This is a genomic window from Peptoniphilus sp. GNH, assembly GCA_021307325.1.
In the GTDB taxonomy this organism is placed as follows: domain Bacteria; phylum Bacillota; class Clostridia; order Tissierellales; family Peptoniphilaceae; genus KA00134.
In genome coordinates, this window is sequence record CP089931.1 from 313,086 (window position 1) to 329,879 (window position 16,794).

Sequence of the window (16,794 nt, forward strand, 5' to 3'; positions counted from 1 at the left end):
GTAAGAGTTTTTTCATAGAATTTCTTTTATTTTTTTAATAAAGACATCCAAAATTTTTACAAGTTCAATTGTTTTACAATTGCCTTGCACTTGCACCATATTTCCAGAGCATGTGATGTCAAATTGTTTGGATAAATCATCAACTATAGACTTCAAATTTAGGCTTATAAGATTTTTAGATCTTGCTAACATAAATGAAGAAGTTGGACCGTTGGGCATACCATAAATTTGAATATAATTGTCCATGTCAATTATTTTTTGGGAAGTGAATTTCAATTCCTTGAAGTTTGGAGAGTTTATAATCTTATATATTATACTGTAATCTTTGTAAGTTAAGGCCTTGGACTTGAGTTCATTTACAGTTTCAAGGTTCAATTCTTTCTCCATCTTTTTATTTTCTTTTACAAGAGAATCAAATTTCATTTTTAAACTTCTGGAAGCAGTTAGAATGTCTCTGCTGTCGTTAAGTTTATAAAGGGATTTCAAATTTTCAACTAAATCAAATTTTTCTTGATAATCATCAAAGGCTTTTTTCCCAACCAAGAAAGACAACTCAATATTTCCGTCATTATTTTTCGTTATTTTGTTTATTTTAAAGATTCCCAATTCGCCACTTCTAGATAAAAGTGGACCAAATGATTGAAATTTACCCAATCCTTTTATTTCTGCAATATAATTGATTTTGTCGAAACTGCTATCAACTCTATTTATAATTAGGTTAGCTTGAATCAGATAATTTATGTATTTTTCAATTTCTTTGATTCTTGTGTAGCTTATATCCTTGGCAGATATAGTAAGAGATGAATTCTCAAGAATAGTAGATGAGATAATTTCAGCTCCATAATTTCTCATTAGAACTTTTTTTAAAATAGATAAGCAAAGGGCATTTTGCATATTAGTCAATCTGTATTCCCAGTCGATTTCGAATTTTGCCTCCAGAATGTCTGTAGGCTTTTCATAGACAATTTCTTTTCCATCAAAGTAAAATGATAAGTCCTTACCGTCATATGTAAGTCTATCCATGGGGAAAGAGTCATTTTCAAAAACAGCTATATTCTTATCTGCAGTATATTTAATTTTTCCCGTATCATCTTCAAATGGAATAAATTTAGCCCTTACAGATTTCATATAAGGATTTTCTAAAAACTTAAAATTAATAATTCTCACCTCTCTATTAACTATTCTACCATTTTTAGTCCGCTATTGTATAATATAATTTGGTGGTTATATGTATTTTGTTGCAAGTTATATAGCGGGAATCTTAACTTATAATTATTTCACTAAAGCTAGCTTAACAGTGATTCTCGCCCTGGCATTTCTCGTAAGTTCATATTTTTATTTTAAATCAAACAAGAAAAAGTTTTTGATTTATTATATTTTATTTTTATTTGGGCTTGTAAATTTTGGAATAAGGACAGAGACGCCAATTTTGGGCGAGCATAGTATAAAAGCCAAAGTTGTCAAAGTTTTGGACAAGGGTTTTGTCTTAAAGGTGAATAAATTTCCCTTATCTAAAAAAGTTTTGATAAAGTCTTATGAAGATCTTGATATTGAAAAGGGAGATTTTGTATCTCTTAGTGGAGACTTTGAAAAGGCGGAAGATGCTTATAATTTCAAATCTTTTTCATATAAAAAGTATTTGTTGGGACAGGGCATCTTGTCTATATGCCGAAAGCCTAAAATAGAATACATAAAAAGACAAGGCTCTTTTGTAGGCGCTATGCCACTTAGGATAAAAAACACGCTTTTTGGTGATTATAATCGCTATATGTCAACAAGTTCTGCAGAGATTTTAGAGGGCCTAATTCTATCTGAAAAGTCCTCAATAGAGAATTTAAATGCTTACAGACAAGTTGGTTTGGGACATATACTTTCTATTTCTGGATTTCATATAGGAATTTTATATTTATTTTTGTTTGGCATTTTTAGGTTCATAGATTTGGACAAAAAAATTTGCAAGCTCATGGCGCTTATATTGGTGATTTTTTATTGTTGGATGATAGATTTTCCTCCAGGGGCACTTAGAGCTTGCCTGATGCTCATTTTCACAGATCTGGCATTTTTTGTTAAAGGACAATATTCAACAAGGGATGGACTCTTTATATCGCTATTTATCATATTAATTTTTGCGCCATACCAACTTTTTAATATTTCCTTATTACTTTCATATTTTGGTGTGGGAGGCATTATATATCTGGGAAATAGGCTAGTAAACATTTATGGTGGAAGCTACATTAAAAATGCTTTTTTGATTTTACTTGGAGTAAATATAAGCATATTTCCAGTACAGGCACTTTCCTTTGCAAGCTACAATATTTTTTCCATACCTATAAATTTGATTCTAACACCCCTATATAGTTTGGCAATAATTGTGGCCTATATAGCATCCTTATTTTCTGTAATATCACTTCCAATAAGACCCTTGTACGAGTGTTTAGATTATTACTTGAGGATGTGCAATTTTCTAGTCAATGACTTAAATAATTATCTAAATTTTAGTCTAAATCTTAGACAACTCGGAATTTTATCAATATTTGCCTATGTATTTTTGCTTATAAGTAGGCTTATAAAAATTCCAAATCTTAATAGAAAAATATATGCTTGCATAATTATATATTTTGCCCTACTTATAGGCATATATTCTTTGGAAGCTTATAGGTCATATGGGGCTCTCAAGCTATCTTTTATATATGTTGGGCAAGGGGATGCCTGCTTGATAAATTATAGAGGCAAAAATTTTCTGGTAGATACTGGAGGATGCGAAGATGAAAATTATAATCCTGGTGAGATTTACCTAAAAAAAGTGCTGGAAAGAGAAGGGGTAAGGACCATAGACGGTGTATTCATTTCGCACTTTGATGCGGACCATGTTGAAGGCATAAAAGACATATGGGATAGATTTAAGATAAAGAGAGTTTTTATGCATTCTTATCCGACAAAATCACCTTATCTTAAAAAAATTATAAAACGCGGTTTAAAAACAATAAGCTTAAAAGATGGCCAAGTCCTTAAAAGTGACGACTTAGAGTTCAAAGTCTTGTATGATGGCTCTAAGGCAAGTAATGAAAATGCCAGTTCTTTGATTTTGATGGCAAATCTAAATGGATTTAAAATACTATTTACAGGAGATTCAGATAAAGAGTCTGAGAAATTTTATAATGGGGAAGAGACAACTATTTTAAAAGTTGCTCACCATGGCTCGAATACATCTACAAGTCAAGAATTCTTGGAAAAGGTAAGACCCAAGATAGCAGTCATATCATGTGGATATAAAAATTCTTATGGTCATCCCAGTGAACTTGTTTTAGAAAATTTAAAAAATGAAAATGTAAAGACTTTCGTAACAGCTTATGATGGAGAAATAAAGATGACTTATCAAAATGGAAGGCTAAGAATAGATAGAGCACTTCCTAAAAACAAAATTTCAATTTATGATTATTACAAAGATTTTTTAATAATGCTAGTTCTAACATCAATAGCAGCCTTTTTAGTTTTAGATTATAGGAGAAGAGATGAATTACAAAGAGATTTATAAAAAAGAATTATTTGGACCATATTTTTTTACAGGGGAGGAGGACCTTTTAAAAGACAATGCCACAATATATTTAAAGTCGAAGATTGGCAATTTTCTCGATTTTAATTTTATAAAGCTTGATGGCAAATCGGCCTCTATTTCAGATTTAATAAATGCCTGTGAAAGATTGCCAATGATGAATGACAAAAAGATGATATTGATAAAAGATGCGGGGGATTTTATTTCTTCATTTGATTTCAAAAAAGATCTCGAAAAAATTGTAGCTTCTTGTCCCAAAGATACGATTCTAATATTTCAAGAAGGTCTCAGTCTTATAAATAAAAACAACAGCTTTTATAAGTGGTTTAACAAGAAGAATAGGATATTTGAATTTTCAACTTTAAATCCCTTGGATGCAGGCAAGTATATAAGTGGCTACTTAAAAAGAAAAAATATAGAAATACAATTTGAAGATGCTAAATACTTGGCTCAAAGACTAGGATACGGGTCTAAGAATTTGGATGCAAATCTATTTGACATAAAGAGTGAACTTGATAAGCTTGCTAATATGGGCTTTTACTGTATAAAAAAAGAGGATATAGACCTTGTCGTAAAAGAAAACATAAACCTAAATATCTTCGACTTTTTAGAAGCCTTGGCAAATAGAAATATAAAAAAGTCTTTGGATATTCTAGAAAATCTATATAACTTAAATGAATCAGTCTCCAAAATTTTGGCAATGGTTACAAGACAAAATCATATGATTTTAGGAGTAAAATTGGGCCTAAGTGACAGATCAACAGATGTGATGTCGATTCTTGGGATTGGCAATTACGAATATAAAAAATTTATAAATTATGCTAAAAATTTTTCTAAAGAAGAACTTATAGATATTTACAGAAATTTACAAGATGTAGATTATAAAATCAAGACATCTTCAGAAGAAGAGAAAATTTTACTTGAAAAAGAAATAGTAAAAATTTGCAATAAAAAAGGTTAATAGGAACTTCATAAGAAGTTTCTATTAACCAGCTGCGTTGAGCTTCTTGGTTAGGCTAGAGATTTTCCTAGCAGCAGCATTTTTATGAACTACATTTTTACATGCTGCTCTTTTTAATTTTTTATCAATAAGCTTAATTAGGCTTCTTGCTTCTTCAAGATTATTTACCATCAAAGCTTGTTCAAACTTCTTAATTGCATTCTTGATTTCAGACTTTCTAGCCTTATTGCGTAGAGTTGCCTTCTTTTGAGTTTCAATTCTTTTTATTGCAGATTTAATATTTGCCATTTCATTCACCTCCATAGCTTTTTTCGAACTCGTTATATGATACTATATTATAGCCATTTTTGCAAGATTTATTTATAGGGTAAAATCTAGAATCATAACAATATGGGCATATAAGTTATATTTTAAGATTATCAATATCATTTAATAAAAATCAATTCAACTTGATTTGAAAGATCTCTTCCTTTGGAAGTCAAATATAAATTATTCGAATTGAGCTTACACCAGAAAAGAGAGACACTTTTTTCAATTTCGTCCTTATAGTAGCTTTTAAAATCAATCCCAAATTTTTTTTCGAATTTTTCAAAATCAACACCATCATTTAACCTAAGCCCCATCATGACAAATTCATTTATCCGATCTTTTATAGATAAGTTTTCGAAATTTTCAATAGGTTTTAAATTTTTATCGATTGAGTTGAAATAAGTTTCAAAGTCGCCATAATTCCAAAATCTTTTGTTTCCAATATTAGAGTGAGCAGATAAACCGAATGAAAGGTAGTCTTGCAAGAGCCAATATTTTAGATTGTGCCTGCATCTATATTTTGGCTTTGAAAAATTAGAAATTTCATACTGCTCAAAATTTAGATTCTTTAGCCTCCTACAAATATAGTGGTACATTTTTCTATCAAGATTTTCATCAGGAAAGTCATTTTTTGCTGTTTTATATTTATTAAAAAGTGGAGTGCCTTCTTCTAATATTAAGCTGTAGTAAGATATGTGTTTTGGATTTAGCTTTTCTATAAAATCAAAATTTTTATCTATATCATCAATGCTTTCACCAGGTAGGGCCATCATGAAGTCAAGATTAAAGTTTTCTATATAAGATTCTTTAATGCAGTCTACTGCTTTTAATAAATCCATATTACCATGAATACGGCCTATTTTTTTTAAGATGGTTTCATTTGTGGATTGGGCGCCGAGAGATATTCGATTTACGCCAAGCTTTTTGAAAGCTTGAATTTTTGAAAGATTTATAGAATTGGGATTGGCTTCTACTGTAAACTCTAAATTATTCGAGAACTTGAATTTTGAAAAGATATTTTCTAAGGAGCTTATTTGTTTAGGGGTCAAAATGGATGGAGTACCTCCACCGATAAAAATTGTGTCAATTGTCTTTTGACATAAAAAATCCTCCCAAAGACAAACTTCCTTTTCCAAATAAAGCAAATATTTGTTTATTATCTCATCATTTTCCACAGAAGAATTAAAATCACAATAATAGCATTTGGACTCACAAAAGGGGATATGAATATATATCCCCAAATCATTATGCTTCTTCATCATATTTTAAAACTGTTAAGAAGGCCTCTTGAGGAACTTCAACACTTCCTATTTGTCTCATCCTCTTTTTTCCCTCTTTTTGCTTTTCAAGTAGTTTTCTCTTTCTGGAGATATCCCCACCATAGCATTTAGCAAGGACATCTTTTCTAAGAGCTCTTATTGTTTCTCTTGCGATTATTTTAGTACCTATTGCAGCCTGAATAGGAACTGCAAATTGGTGTCTTGGAATGACATCTGTCAGTCTTTCACAAATACGTCTACCTCTTTCATAAGCTGAGTCCTTATGAACAATTATTGAAAAGGCGTCTACAAGTTCTTCGTTTATCAAAATATCAAGCTTTACAAGCTCAGATGGTTCATATCCTATTATTTCATAATCATATGAAGCATAGCCTTTTGTTTTAGATTTTAGAGCATCAAAGAAATCATATATAACTTCATTCAAAGGAAGATTATAGGTTATCATGACCCTAGTTTCTTCAAGATAATCCATTGAAAGGTAGGTGCCTCTTCTAGCTTGGCAAAGCTCCATTATTGCTCCTATATAAGCAGTTGGACACATTATCTCAGCCTTTACTATGGGTTCTTCCATATAATCTATTTCTGTTGGATCGGGGAGATTTGTAGGATTTTGAATTTCTAACATAGTCCCATCTTTTTTATGAACTTTGTATATAACAGACGGAGCAGTTGTAACAAGGTTTAAGTCAAATTCTCTTTCGAGTCTTTCTTGAATAATTTCCATGTGCAAAAGTCCTAAAAATCCACACCTAAAACCAAATCCCAAGGCGGCAGAAGTCTCTGCTTCAAAATCCAAGGCAGCATCATTTACCTTAAGCTTTTCCAAAGCCTCTCTGACTTCCTGATAAGATTCTCCCTCTGCAGGATAAATTCCACAAAAAACCATCGGCATAACTTTTTTGTACCCAGGGAGGGCTTGCTCGGTCATATTTTTTGCTAAGGTTATGGTATCACCGACATTAGCTTCTTTTACTTCCTTGATGCTTGCCGCTATATATCCAACATCACCTGCACTTAGAGAGTCAAGAGCTACATAGGTGCTAGTTCTCACACCGACTTCAACGACTTCAAACTCAGCTCCAGTTGACATCATCTTTATGATGTCTCCCTTTTTGACTTTACCGTCAAAAACTCTTATAAAACATATTACACCCTTATATGAGTCATAATATGAGTCGAAAATGAGAGCCTTTAAGGGCTTATCTTCAGATCCGGATGGAGCAGGTATATCTTCTACTATTGCATCTAGGACCTTGTCTATATTAATACCATTTTTGGCTGATATTTCCGGCGCATTTGTAGCTTCTATTCCAATAATATCTTCGATTTCTTTTTTTACCTCCTCAGGTCTTGCACCAGGAAGGTCGATTTTATTTAAAATTGGAACCAACTCTAAATTTTGATCGGCTGCCAAATATACATTAGCTAGGGTTTGCGCTTCTACACCTTGAGAAGCATCGACTACTACAAGAGCTCCCTCACAAGCAGCTAGAGACCTTGAGACCTCATAATTGAAATCCACATGTCCAGGGGTGTCGATTAAGTTGAGAATATATTCTTTTCCATCTTGGTGCTTGTGAATTAATCTGACGGCCTTAAGTTTTATAGTAATGCCTCTTTCTCTTTCCAAGTCCATGGAATCTAAAACTTGCGAGCTCATTTCTCTTTGGGTTAACATTCCAGTCATTTCAATAAGCCTGTCAGCAAGAGTGGACTTTCCATGGTCAATATGCGCTATTATAGAAAAATTTCTTATATGTTCTTGTCTGTTGGACATGAATCCTCCTTGTATATCTTAAAAGAATTTATATTTCCTAATAATGAAGATATTATCACATAAAGACCAACAAATAAATAATCGCAGAAAGTGATTGCAATTAAAAAAATATTTTTTTAAAAAAACTTGACACAAATGGGAAAGCATAGTATATTATTAATAGTTAGCACTCGATGTTAATGAGTGCTAATAAAAGGGTGATAAAATATGGATGAAAGAAAGATGCGTGTTTTAGATGCTATTATTAATTCCTACATCCACACTAACCAGCCTGTTGGATCCAGGACTATTTCAAAAGAGTACGATCTTGGAGTTTCAAGTGCTACTATAAGAAATGAAATGGCCGATTTAGAGGATTTAGGTTATCTTATAAAGCCTCATACATCTGCCGGCAGGATACCATCAGACAAGGCTTTCAGGTATTATGTTGATGAGATTATAAATAATAGATCTAGGAATGCAAAGCTTGATTTTCCTGTTGACTGGTCATTTGTCAAAGAGGCTAGGACTCCTAAAGAGACTTATAGGAGAGCGGCTAGACTCTTGGCTGATACTACTAAACTGACATCTTATGTTATAAGCCCTAGGAAACAGGATAAAAAAATAAAGTTTATAGAGATTCTGTCTTTGGCAGAAAGAATTTATCTACTCTTGATAATAGGCAACAAGGGCGAAGTTTCAAAGACTATAATAAAGGCCAAGCAGTCCATTTGCCAAAAGGATTTATCTATGATATCAAACTTTTTAAATAAAGAGTTTGAAAATGCGAGTGCTGGAGATTTGCAATCTAGAAAGTTTATTCTATTTGATGAAATTGCAGAGTATAAAAATTTCATAGGAGAAGCTATAAAGGCTATAAGAAGATTTTATGAAGATTTGAATTCAGTTGAGGTATTTTTCGATGGAATTACTAATATACTAACATATGATGAATACCGAGATTTAAACAAGGCAAAAGAATTTATGAAATTCTTTGATGATAGAGAAAATCTCCTAGATATAGTCATAGACTCTATAAATGATGACTACGAGATTTTGATAGGCTCTGAAAACAATCATGAGATTATGAAATCGTCCACTCTTATCAACTTTAGTTTTGGAAGTCCTATGGGGCAGATTGGAATAGTTGGGCCTGTAAGACTTGATTATCCCAAATTGATTAAAATTGTTTCGGGATTCGCTCAGGTTCTAACAGATATAATCGATGATATTTAGTGAGGTGTGAAATGGAAAATAAAGAAAATTTAGATGATATTGTAGAAGAAATTTCTAATGCACAAGAAGATATTGTCGACGCAGAAATAGTAGATGATTTAGAAAATCAAGTGCAAGAAGAAAGCGAAAAGTACAAGGATTTAAATGATAGATTTATTCGCCTACAAGCAGATTTTGCTAATTATAAAAGGCGAAGTGAAAATGAAAGATCGGGCGCTTTTGCAATGGGTGTTGAAAAAATTGCAGGTGGGCTTTTGCCCATATTAGATAATTTTGAGAGGGCTCTTTGTCAAGAAGGGGCTGCTGAGGATTCGTTTTTTTCAGGAGTGGAGCTTATATATAAGCAATTTTTGACACTACTTGAAAAAAATGGAATAGAAGAAATAGTGGCGCTTAATCAAAAATTTGATCCCAATCTTCACCATGCTGTAATGGTAGAAGAAAGGGATGACATTGAAAAGGAAACAGTTGTAGAAGTTCTACAAAAAGGATATAAACTTGGAGACAGAGTGCTTAGACCATCAATGGTAAAAGTATCTAAATAAGGAGGAAATTAGAATGAGTAAAATTATAGGAATTGACTTAGGAACAACAAATAGTGCGGTAGCAGTTATGGAAGGTGGAGATGCAATAATAATACCTAATATAGAAGGTAATAGAACAACTCCATCAGTAGTTGCATTTACAAAAGACGGAGAAAGGTTAGTTGGAGAAACTGCCAAAAGGCAAGCAATAACAAACCCAGAAAGAACCATATCATCAATTAAAAGACATATGGGAACTGATTATTCAGTTAATATTGATGGAAAGAAGTATTCTCCTCAAGAAATTTCTGCAATGATTTTACAAAAATTGAAATCAGATGCTGAATCTTACTTGGGAGAAAAAGTGACAAATGCAGTAATTACTGTACCTGCTTATTTCACAGACGCTCAAAGACAAGCTACAAAAGATGCAGGAAAAATTGCAGGATTAAATGTAAAGAGAATTGTAAATGAACCTACAGCAGCAGCTCTTGCTTATGGCGAAGACAAGGACAAGGATTCTCAAACTGTAATGGTTTATGACCTTGGGGGCGGAACATTTGATGTTTCTGTATTGGAACTTTCAGATGGAGTTTTCGAAGTTCATGCAACTAGAGGAAACAACAAGCTTGGTGGAGATGATTTTGATAACAGATTAATTGATTATATAGCTGAGGATTTCAAGACTGCTCATGGAATAGATCTTAGAATTGACAAGATGAGCCATCAAAGACTAAAAGAAGCTGCTGAAAAGGCTAAAAAAGAATTGTCATCTACAATGACTACAAATATAAATCTACCATTTATAACAGCAACAGCAGAAGGTCCACTTCACTTAAATATGGACATTACTCGTGCTAAGTTTGATGAGCTTACGAAGGATATAGTAAAGCAAACAGAACAACCGGTTTTAGACGCTTTAAAAGATGCTGGTTTGTCCGCAAGCCAAATTGACAAAGTTCTTTTGGTAGGAGGTTCTACAAGAATTCCTGCTGTGCAAGAATCAATCAAAAAATTAATAGGAAAAGAAGCCCAAAAAGATATAAATCCAGATGAATGTGTAGCTTTAGGCGCAGCTATCCAAGGTGGAGTTTTATCTGGAGATGTAAAAGACCTGCTTCTTCTAGATGTAACACCACTTTCACTAGGAATCGAAACAATGGGCGAAGTTACGACAAGACTCATTGAAAGAAATACAACAATTCCAACGAAAAAGTCACAAATATTTACAACAGCTGCTGACAATCAAACATCTGTTGATATCCATGTGCTTCAAGGTGAAAGACAAATGGCAAAAGATAACACTTCTCTTGGAAGATTCCAACTTGATGGAATTGCACCTGCAAGAAGGGGTGTACCACAAATAGAAGTTACTTTTGATATAGACGCCAATGGTATAGTGAATGTTTCTGCTAAAGACCTTGGAACTGGAAAAGAACAACATATAACAATCACATCATCAACTAATTTGTCAGATGAAGAAATTGAAAAGAAAGTCAAAGAAGCTGAAATGTATGCTCAAGAAGATAAGAAACAAAAAGAACTTATTGAAATTAGAAATAATGCAGATTCTATGATTTACCAATCTGAAAACACTTTAAAAGAAGTTGAAGGCAAGATTGATGCAAGTGAAAAAGAAGAAATCGAAAAAGCCATCAATGAATTAAAAGAAGTAAAAGACACAGATCAAGTTGAAAAAATAAAGGAAAAGACAGAAGCGTTAACTCAAGCTTTCTACAAAATATCAGAAAAAATCTACAAACAAAATCAAGAACAAACTGGAAAAGAACAATCAAAAGATGAAGATGTTGTTGATGCAGACTATGAAGTTGTAGATGACGAAGAAGAAAACAAGTAAGCTTAATGACAAAAATTTTGAGCAGTTTTTTGACTGCTCTTAATTTTTTTGTTTAAAATTTTTTTAAATAGGTTAAAATATCCTTTGGTGGTGAATATGAGAGATTTTTATGAAATTTTGGATATAGAAAGAAGTGCTGGTGAAACAGAGATAAAAACGGCTTATAGAAAAATGGCTAAAAAGTATCATCCGGATCTAAATCCTGGAGATAAAGAAGCTGAAGTAAAATTCAAAGAAGTTCAAGCGGCCTATGAGGTTTTAAGCGATAGTCAAAAAAGACAAATATATGATACCTACGGAGAAGAAGGTTTAAATGGTCAGGCTCAAAGCAGTGGATTTGGTGGATTTGGAGATATATTCTCTGATATATTCGATATATTCGGAGGAGGAAGCGCTTATTCTTCAAGGTCTGGTAGAAATCCTAATAGTCCTAAGAAGGGTACTGACCTAAGATATGACATCCAAATAGAATTTAAAGAAGCCTATACGGGTGTAGAAAAAGAAATAAGCATTAGCCATAGAGTAAAATGCAGCCACTGCCATGGAGAAAAGTGTGAACCTGGAACAGATAAAAAAACTTGCGATAAATGCCATGGAACAGGAGAGGTATCTCATAGAGTATCAACACCATTAGGTCAATTTGTTCAAGTAGGGACATGCGACAAATGTGGTGGCAGCGGACAGATCATTGAAACTAAGTGCAAGGTGTGTAAGGGACAAGGAAGCGTAAAAGAAAACAAAAAAATAAAACTCAATATTCCAGCAGGTGTCGACAACAACAATATAATGACAATTGAAGGGATGGGAGATGCTGGAGAAAATGGAGGACCAGCTGGTGATTTGTATGTATACATTCATGTAAAAGAGGATGAGTTTTTCAAGAGAGTAAATGGTGATCTTTATATAGAAATGCCTATAACTTATACAGATGCTGTTTTAGGTGGAAAAATAAAAGTTCCCACAATGGAAGGCATTGAAGATTTTGATTTACCAAGGGCAACTGAAGCAGGCAAGAGGTTTAAAATAGCCAAAAAAGGAATGCCTATTTTAAATAGGAAGACTAAAGGTGACCTTTATTTCGATGTAGAAATTATCATACCTAAAAATCCAAGCGAGCGAGAAATTGAATTGCTAAAGGAATTAAAAAAAGTAAGGCCAAGCGCAGAAAAAGAAAAGAAGAACTTCTTTAAACGATTTAAAGAATTTTTTGAACAATAAAATTAAAATATATAGTAAAATTAAGACAAGATCCAATGGACTTGTCTTTTTTATATGTTATTATAAGTCCTTAATCTAAATTAAATATGGAGTTTAATATGAAATATACTGAAATAAAATTTACCTGTCCTGATGAAAGGGCGGAAGAAATTGAAAACTTTTTATATATGTTGGATATATATGATTTTTCTTCTAAATCTTTGAAATTATTAAATGATATAAAGACCACACCATGGGCTTACAATTTAGTCGATGAAGAGGTGCTAAGCCTTCCTAAGGACACATCTGTATATCAAGTTTTTTTTAATGAAGACGAGTCTGAGATGTTTTGTGATGTTTATAAAAAACTTGAAGGACTTGGAGTTGATAACTTATTGGTAGAAACTAGAGATGATTGTGAGTGGAAAGACAAGTGGAAGGATTATTTTCACACCTTAAAATTTAATAAAATAAAGATAATACCATCATGGGAAAATGAAAAGATGGACAAATATTCCATACTAATGGATCCAGGGATGGCATTTGGCTCGGGAACACATGAAACAACGAGATTATCAATAAAAATGCTTGAAAAATTTGTAAAAAATGAGGATAAAGTCCTGGATATAGGATCAGGGAGTGGGATTTTGGCTTTGGCAGCTAAAAAACTTGGAGCAGATAAGGTTGTAGGTATTGATATAGATCCAGATTCAGTTCGAGTGGCAAGAGAAAACGCCTCTATAAATGGAGAAGATATTGAGTTTATAACTGGAGATTTAGCTGAGGATATAAACGAAAAATACAATGTGATTGTTTCTAATATAATAGCAGAAATAATTGTCGATCTTATAGAGGATTTACCAAGGATACTGGAAAAAGGCGGTCTCTTTTTATGCTCTGGGATTCTTTTTGAAAAAGAAGATATGCTAAAAAATGAATTAAAGAAAGCTGGATTTGAAATCATCCACATTAGACGAGAAGGAGATTGGCTGGGCATAGGTGCAAGATATGTATAAATTCTTTGAAGATAACAAACAGGATGCTTATATTTTTCTTAGTGAATCTAATTTAAAACATATTAAAGTTTTAAGAATAGAAAAAAATGAACAATTTGAAGTCGTCACACCTTTTGGAAAATTCCTTTGCACTTTAGAAGAAAAAAAAGCTAGAATTTTGCAAGAAGTGACAAAATCAACCGAAAGTCCTATAAATCTAAAGCTTTTTATGGGCATATGTAAATCTGATAAAATGGAAGTGATCCTAAAAGCTTGCACTGAAATTGGAATAAGAGATTTTTATCCAGTTGAAATGAAAAGATCTATTTCTAGCTACAAGGGCAAAGAAATAAAAAAGATAAAAAGACTAGAAGAAATAGCTTTGTCGGCAGCCAAACAGTCGAAAAGAGATATTGTTCCAAGTGTACACGAGCCAATAAGAATAGAAGATATCAAGGACTACTATGATGGAAAGTTGATAATAGCTTATGAACTAGAAAATAAGAATTTTTTAGAAAATATTATGCCTGAAAGAAATGTTTCTTTGGTCATTGGCCCAGAAGGCGGATTTGACCAGGAAGAACTGGACATTTTAGCTAAACTTAATCCAAGCTATATAAGCTTGGGCGATAGGATATTAAGAGCTCAAACGGCTGCAATTGCGGCTAGTTTTTTAATAATACAAAATTGGGAGAGAAAATTTGAGGAGATTTAACCTACTAACTCTTGGATGTAAAGTAAATCACTACGAGGGTCAATACATGAGTGAAAATTTCATAAAAAGAGGTTATTGCCGAGTTGAAGAAAATGAAGTAGCGGATATTTATATCATAAATACATGCACAGTTACAAATCTTTCAGATAGAAAGTCTCGTCAGTATATAAGAAGAGCCAAAAGATTAAATTCTAACTCGATAATTGCCGTTGTGGGTTGCTATGCTCAGGTGAGCCCCGAAGAAGTAGCTGCTATGAAAGATGTCGACATAGTCATAGGGACAACGGAAAGAAACAAAATAGTGGACCTCTGTGAAGAATTTTGGGAAACTAGACAGCAGATTAACATAGTTAGAGATATATCTGATGACAAAAATTTCCAAGATATAAAAATAAATGAGATTGATTCAATGTCGAGAGCCTACATAAAGGTTCAAGATGGCTGTAATATGTTTTGCTCATATTGCATAATCCCATACGCAAGAGGAAATATAAGATCAAGATCAATAGATGATTGTGTAAGAGAAGTTCAAAGTTTATCTGAAAAAGGATACAAAGAGGTAGTCCTCACAGGAATCCATATAGCTAGTTATGGTTATGATTTAGGCAAAGATAGATTGGTAGATTTGATAGAAGAAATTGCCAAGACAGATATAAAAAGAATAAGATTGTCGTCAGTAGATCCAAGAATTGTGACAGATGATTTTATTAAAAGAATAAATAGTACAAATAAGGTATGTGACCACTTTCATTTGTCTTTGCAAAATGGAAGCGACAGAATTTTAAAACTCATGAACAGGAGATATGATACAGAAGAATTTTATAGAAAAGCTCAAATAATAAAGACTTATTATCCAGATGCCGGGCTTACTACGGACATAATAGTAGGTTTTCCTACTGAAAATGATGAGGATTTTGAAAAAACTCTCAAATTTGTTGAGAAAATTGGATTTTCGAGAATTCATGTATTCAAATACTCCCCGAGAAGAGGGACTCCGGCTGCTGAAATGAAGGGTCAAGTAGATGGAAATATCAAACATCTGAGGTCTGGAAAATTAATTGAAAAATCCAGGAGACTTAGTGAAATATTTGCAAATAAGCTTATTGGTAAAAGCTTTGAGGTTCTATTTGAAGAAGAAAATGAGGATTATTTTTTCGGCTATACAAGCAACTATATAAGGGTGAAGGCAAAAAAAGACGGAAGAGATCTAACCAATAAGATATTTAATGTTATAATTAAAACAGATGAAGAACCTTGTGAAGTTGAATTAAGAGAGGAGATTTAATGGACTGTTTATTTTGTAAAATAATAAATAAAGAAATACCATCGGATAAATTATATGAAGATGATTTAGTCTATGCTTTTAAAGATATAGATCCAAAAGCGCCGGTTCATTTTTTAATAGTACCTAAAAAACACATAGATTCTTGTGACAGCTTAGAAAGCGAAGATAAGGATTTGATTGGACATATATTTTTAGTTGCTAAGAAAATTTGTCGAGATTTGGGTGTGGATGAAAGTGGATACAGAATAGTTAATAATTGTAAAGAGGATGGCGGACAAAGCGTAAACCATTTGCATTTTCATGTTTTAGGTGGGAGATCTCTTCAGTGGCCACCGGGTTGATATGAGGTAAATTTAAATGGAAATAAATAAAAATGTAGTTGAATTTGCAAAAAAAATGGAACTTGTAAAATTGCCAAGATGGGAAGATTTGCCCAATATAGATTATTATAATTTTCAAATTTGTGAATTCATAAAGCAGCATTTATTTTTCATGAATGAAGTCTTTGGAGATAATTATCTGACACCAACAATGGTCAATAATTATGTAAAAAACGGAATCATAGATAAACCTAAGAATAAAAAATATAGTAAGGCAGCAATAGCCAAACTAATTGTAGTATCTTGCCTAAAACAAGTGCTAGAAATTTCTGACATTGGTAATGGAATAGACCTGCTTATAAATTTAGTAGGACTAGAAAAAGCTTATGAAATCTTTATTAAATCTTTAAATGACGCATTTAAAAGCATATTCGGTTCAGTATCTAAAGGAGTTTATCCGTTGAATTTAGAGATAAAAAATTTGGATTCATCTGATATAAATGTATCTTTAGCTTGCCTGGCCTTAGCATCCAAAGTTCTAATAAAAAAATTAATCTTGGAAGATGGTTTTGTAGTCAGAAAAAACATTTAATGCCTATGTTAGAATCAAATTAAAAAGGATATATATAGATTAGGTTAGTTGACACTCAATTTGAGCTATGATATTATACTTATAACGTATAGTTTAAAAAAGAAATTTGATTTTCAAATTTTTTTTGAACTAAAAGAAACGTTTTCTAGTCGCAAAGGGGTGGTGATATGTCTTTTTTCAAAAAAAAGAAGTCTTCTGGCAAAAAGAAGGCTT

General features: G+C 32.4%; 15 protein-coding genes. 11 read left to right on the forward strand and 4 right to left on the reverse strand.

Annotation, left to right across the window (positions count from 1 at the left end):
• Positions 1 to 12: 12 nt before the first annotated feature.
• Positions 13 to 1,167: a hypothetical protein gene (locus LV469_01625; protein UHR03008.1), complete on the reverse strand. Its 1,155-nt coding sequence runs from the start codon at positions 1,165 to 1,167 to the stop codon at positions 13 to 15.
• 61 nt (positions 1,168 to 1,228) lie between these two features.
• On the opposite strand from LV469_01625, the gene LV469_01630 reads away from it, so the two are divergent.
• Together LV469_01630 and holA are read left to right on the forward strand one after the other, a co-directional pair.
• On the forward strand, positions 1,229 to 3,535 hold the full coding sequence (locus LV469_01630) for a DNA internalization-related competence protein ComEC/Rec2 (protein ID UHR03009.1): 2,307 nt from the start codon (positions 1,229 to 1,231) through the stop codon (positions 3,533 to 3,535).
• Entirely contained in the window at positions 3,513 to 4,514 is a 1,002-nt protein-coding gene (gene holA, locus LV469_01635; protein ID UHR03010.1) for a DNA polymerase III subunit delta, read from the forward strand. The genes LV469_01630 and holA overlap by 23 nt, the downstream gene beginning before the upstream one ends.
• A gap of 24 nt (positions 4,515 to 4,538) precedes the next feature.
• Here the strand turns inward: holA and rpsT are convergent, their stop codons facing one another.
• The 3 genes from rpsT to lepA all read right to left on the reverse strand — a co-directional run bounded on the left by rpsT (position 4,539) and on the right by lepA (position 7,880).
• Entirely contained in the window at positions 4,539 to 4,802 is a 264-nt protein-coding gene (gene rpsT, locus LV469_01640; GenBank protein UHR03011.1) for a 30S ribosomal protein S20, read from the reverse strand.
• 137 nt (positions 4,803 to 4,939) lie between these two features.
• Positions 4,940 to 6,085 carry a radical SAM family heme chaperone HemW gene (gene hemW / locus LV469_01645; protein ID UHR03012.1) on the reverse strand — a complete coding sequence of 382 codons (1,146 nt, stop codon included), beginning with the start codon at positions 6,083 to 6,085 and terminating at the stop codon, positions 4,940 to 4,942.
• Positions 6,069 to 7,880, reverse strand: coding sequence for a translation elongation factor 4 (lepA, locus tag LV469_01650; GenBank protein UHR03013.1), 1,812 nt, complete (start codon positions 7,878 to 7,880; stop codon positions 6,069 to 6,071). Before lepA ends, hemW begins: the two co-directional genes overlap by 17 nt.
• A gap of 207 nt (positions 7,881 to 8,087) precedes the next feature.
• On the opposite strand from lepA, the gene hrcA reads away from it, so the two are divergent.
• From hrcA to LV469_01695, 9 genes are all read left to right on the forward strand, one after another.
• Complete coding sequence (hrcA, locus tag LV469_01655; protein ID UHR03014.1) at positions 8,088 to 9,095, forward strand: heat-inducible transcriptional repressor HrcA; 1,008 nt, start codon at positions 8,088 to 8,090, stop codon at positions 9,093 to 9,095.
• 11 nt (positions 9,096 to 9,106) lie between these two features.
• Entirely contained in the window at positions 9,107 to 9,640 is a 534-nt protein-coding gene (gene grpE, locus LV469_01660) for a nucleotide exchange factor GrpE (protein UHR03015.1), read from the forward strand.
• A 13-nt stretch (positions 9,641 to 9,653) separates the two neighbouring features.
• Entirely contained in the window at positions 9,654 to 11,477 is a 1,824-nt protein-coding gene (gene dnaK / locus LV469_01665; GenBank protein ID UHR03016.1) for a molecular chaperone DnaK, read from the forward strand.
• Between the two features lie 96 nt (positions 11,478 to 11,573).
• A complete protein-coding gene (dnaJ, locus tag LV469_01670; GenBank protein UHR03017.1) occupies positions 11,574 to 12,695 on the forward strand; it encodes a molecular chaperone DnaJ in 1,122 nt (373 codons plus the stop codon).
• A gap of 98 nt (positions 12,696 to 12,793) precedes the next feature.
• Positions 12,794 to 13,690, forward strand: coding sequence for a 50S ribosomal protein L11 methyltransferase (prmA, locus tag LV469_01675; GenBank protein UHR03018.1), 897 nt, complete (start codon positions 12,794 to 12,796; stop codon positions 13,688 to 13,690).
• Positions 13,683 to 14,384, forward strand: a complete 702-nt coding sequence (locus LV469_01680; protein ID UHR03019.1) for a 16S rRNA (uracil(1498)-N(3))-methyltransferase — start codon at positions 13,683 to 13,685, stop codon at positions 14,382 to 14,384. Before prmA ends, LV469_01680 begins: the two co-directional genes overlap by 8 nt.
• Before the next feature lie 46 nt (positions 14,385 to 14,430).
• Positions 14,431 to 15,669, forward strand: a complete 1,239-nt coding sequence (gene mtaB, locus LV469_01685) for a tRNA (N(6)-L-threonylcarbamoyladenosine(37)-C(2))-methylthiotransferase MtaB (GenBank protein ID UHR03573.1) — start codon at positions 14,431 to 14,433, stop codon at positions 15,667 to 15,669.
• Positions 15,669 to 16,010 carry a histidine triad nucleotide-binding protein gene (locus LV469_01690; GenBank protein UHR03020.1) on the forward strand — a complete coding sequence of 114 codons (342 nt, stop codon included), beginning with the start codon at positions 15,669 to 15,671 and terminating at the stop codon, positions 16,008 to 16,010. Before mtaB ends, LV469_01690 begins: the two co-directional genes overlap by 1 nt.
• Before the next feature lie 16 nt (positions 16,011 to 16,026).
• Positions 16,027 to 16,581 (forward strand): DUF1836 domain-containing protein, encoded by a 555-nt coding sequence (locus LV469_01695; protein UHR03021.1) that lies wholly within the window; start codon positions 16,027 to 16,029, stop codon positions 16,579 to 16,581.
• The last annotated feature ends 213 nt before the right edge of the window (positions 16,582 to 16,794 follow it).

What these genes read in the sequence shown, in the direction of transcription:
- mtaB (UHR03573.1), top strand. Translation starts at nt 14,431, where the DNA reads ATGAGTGAAAATTTCATAAAAAGAGGTTATTGCCGAGTTGAAGAAAAT.
- rpsT (UHR03011.1), bottom strand. Translation starts at nt 4,802, where the DNA reads ATGGCAAATATTAAATCTGCAATAAAAAGAATTGAAACTCAAAAGAAG.
- hemW (UHR03012.1), bottom strand. Translation starts at nt 6,085, where the DNA reads ATGATGAAGAAGCATAATGATTTGGGGATATATATTCATATCCCCTTT.
- hrcA (UHR03014.1), top strand. Translation starts at nt 8,088, where the DNA reads ATGGATGAAAGAAAGATGCGTGTTTTAGATGCTATTATTAATTCCTAC.
- LV469_01690 (UHR03020.1), top strand. Translation starts at nt 15,669, where the DNA reads ATGGACTGTTTATTTTGTAAAATAATAAATAAAGAAATACCATCGGAT.
- lepA (UHR03013.1), bottom strand. Translation starts at nt 7,880, where the DNA reads ATGTCCAACAGACAAGAACATATAAGAAATTTTTCTATAATAGCGCAT.
- LV469_01695 (UHR03021.1), top strand. Translation starts at nt 16,027, where the DNA reads ATGGAAATAAATAAAAATGTAGTTGAATTTGCAAAAAAAATGGAACTT.
- holA (UHR03010.1), top strand. Translation starts at nt 3,513, where the DNA reads ATGAATTACAAAGAGATTTATAAAAAAGAATTATTTGGACCATATTTT.
- prmA (UHR03018.1), top strand. Translation starts at nt 12,794, where the DNA reads ATGAAATATACTGAAATAAAATTTACCTGTCCTGATGAAAGGGCGGAA.
- LV469_01630 (UHR03009.1), top strand. Translation starts at nt 1,229, where the DNA reads ATGTATTTTGTTGCAAGTTATATAGCGGGAATCTTAACTTATAATTAT.
- LV469_01680 (UHR03019.1), top strand. Translation starts at nt 13,683, where the DNA reads ATGTATAAATTCTTTGAAGATAACAAACAGGATGCTTATATTTTTCTT.
- dnaK (UHR03016.1), top strand. Translation starts at nt 9,654, where the DNA reads ATGAGTAAAATTATAGGAATTGACTTAGGAACAACAAATAGTGCGGTA.
- dnaJ (UHR03017.1), top strand. Translation starts at nt 11,574, where the DNA reads ATGAGAGATTTTTATGAAATTTTGGATATAGAAAGAAGTGCTGGTGAA.
- grpE (UHR03015.1), top strand. Translation starts at nt 9,107, where the DNA reads ATGGAAAATAAAGAAAATTTAGATGATATTGTAGAAGAAATTTCTAAT.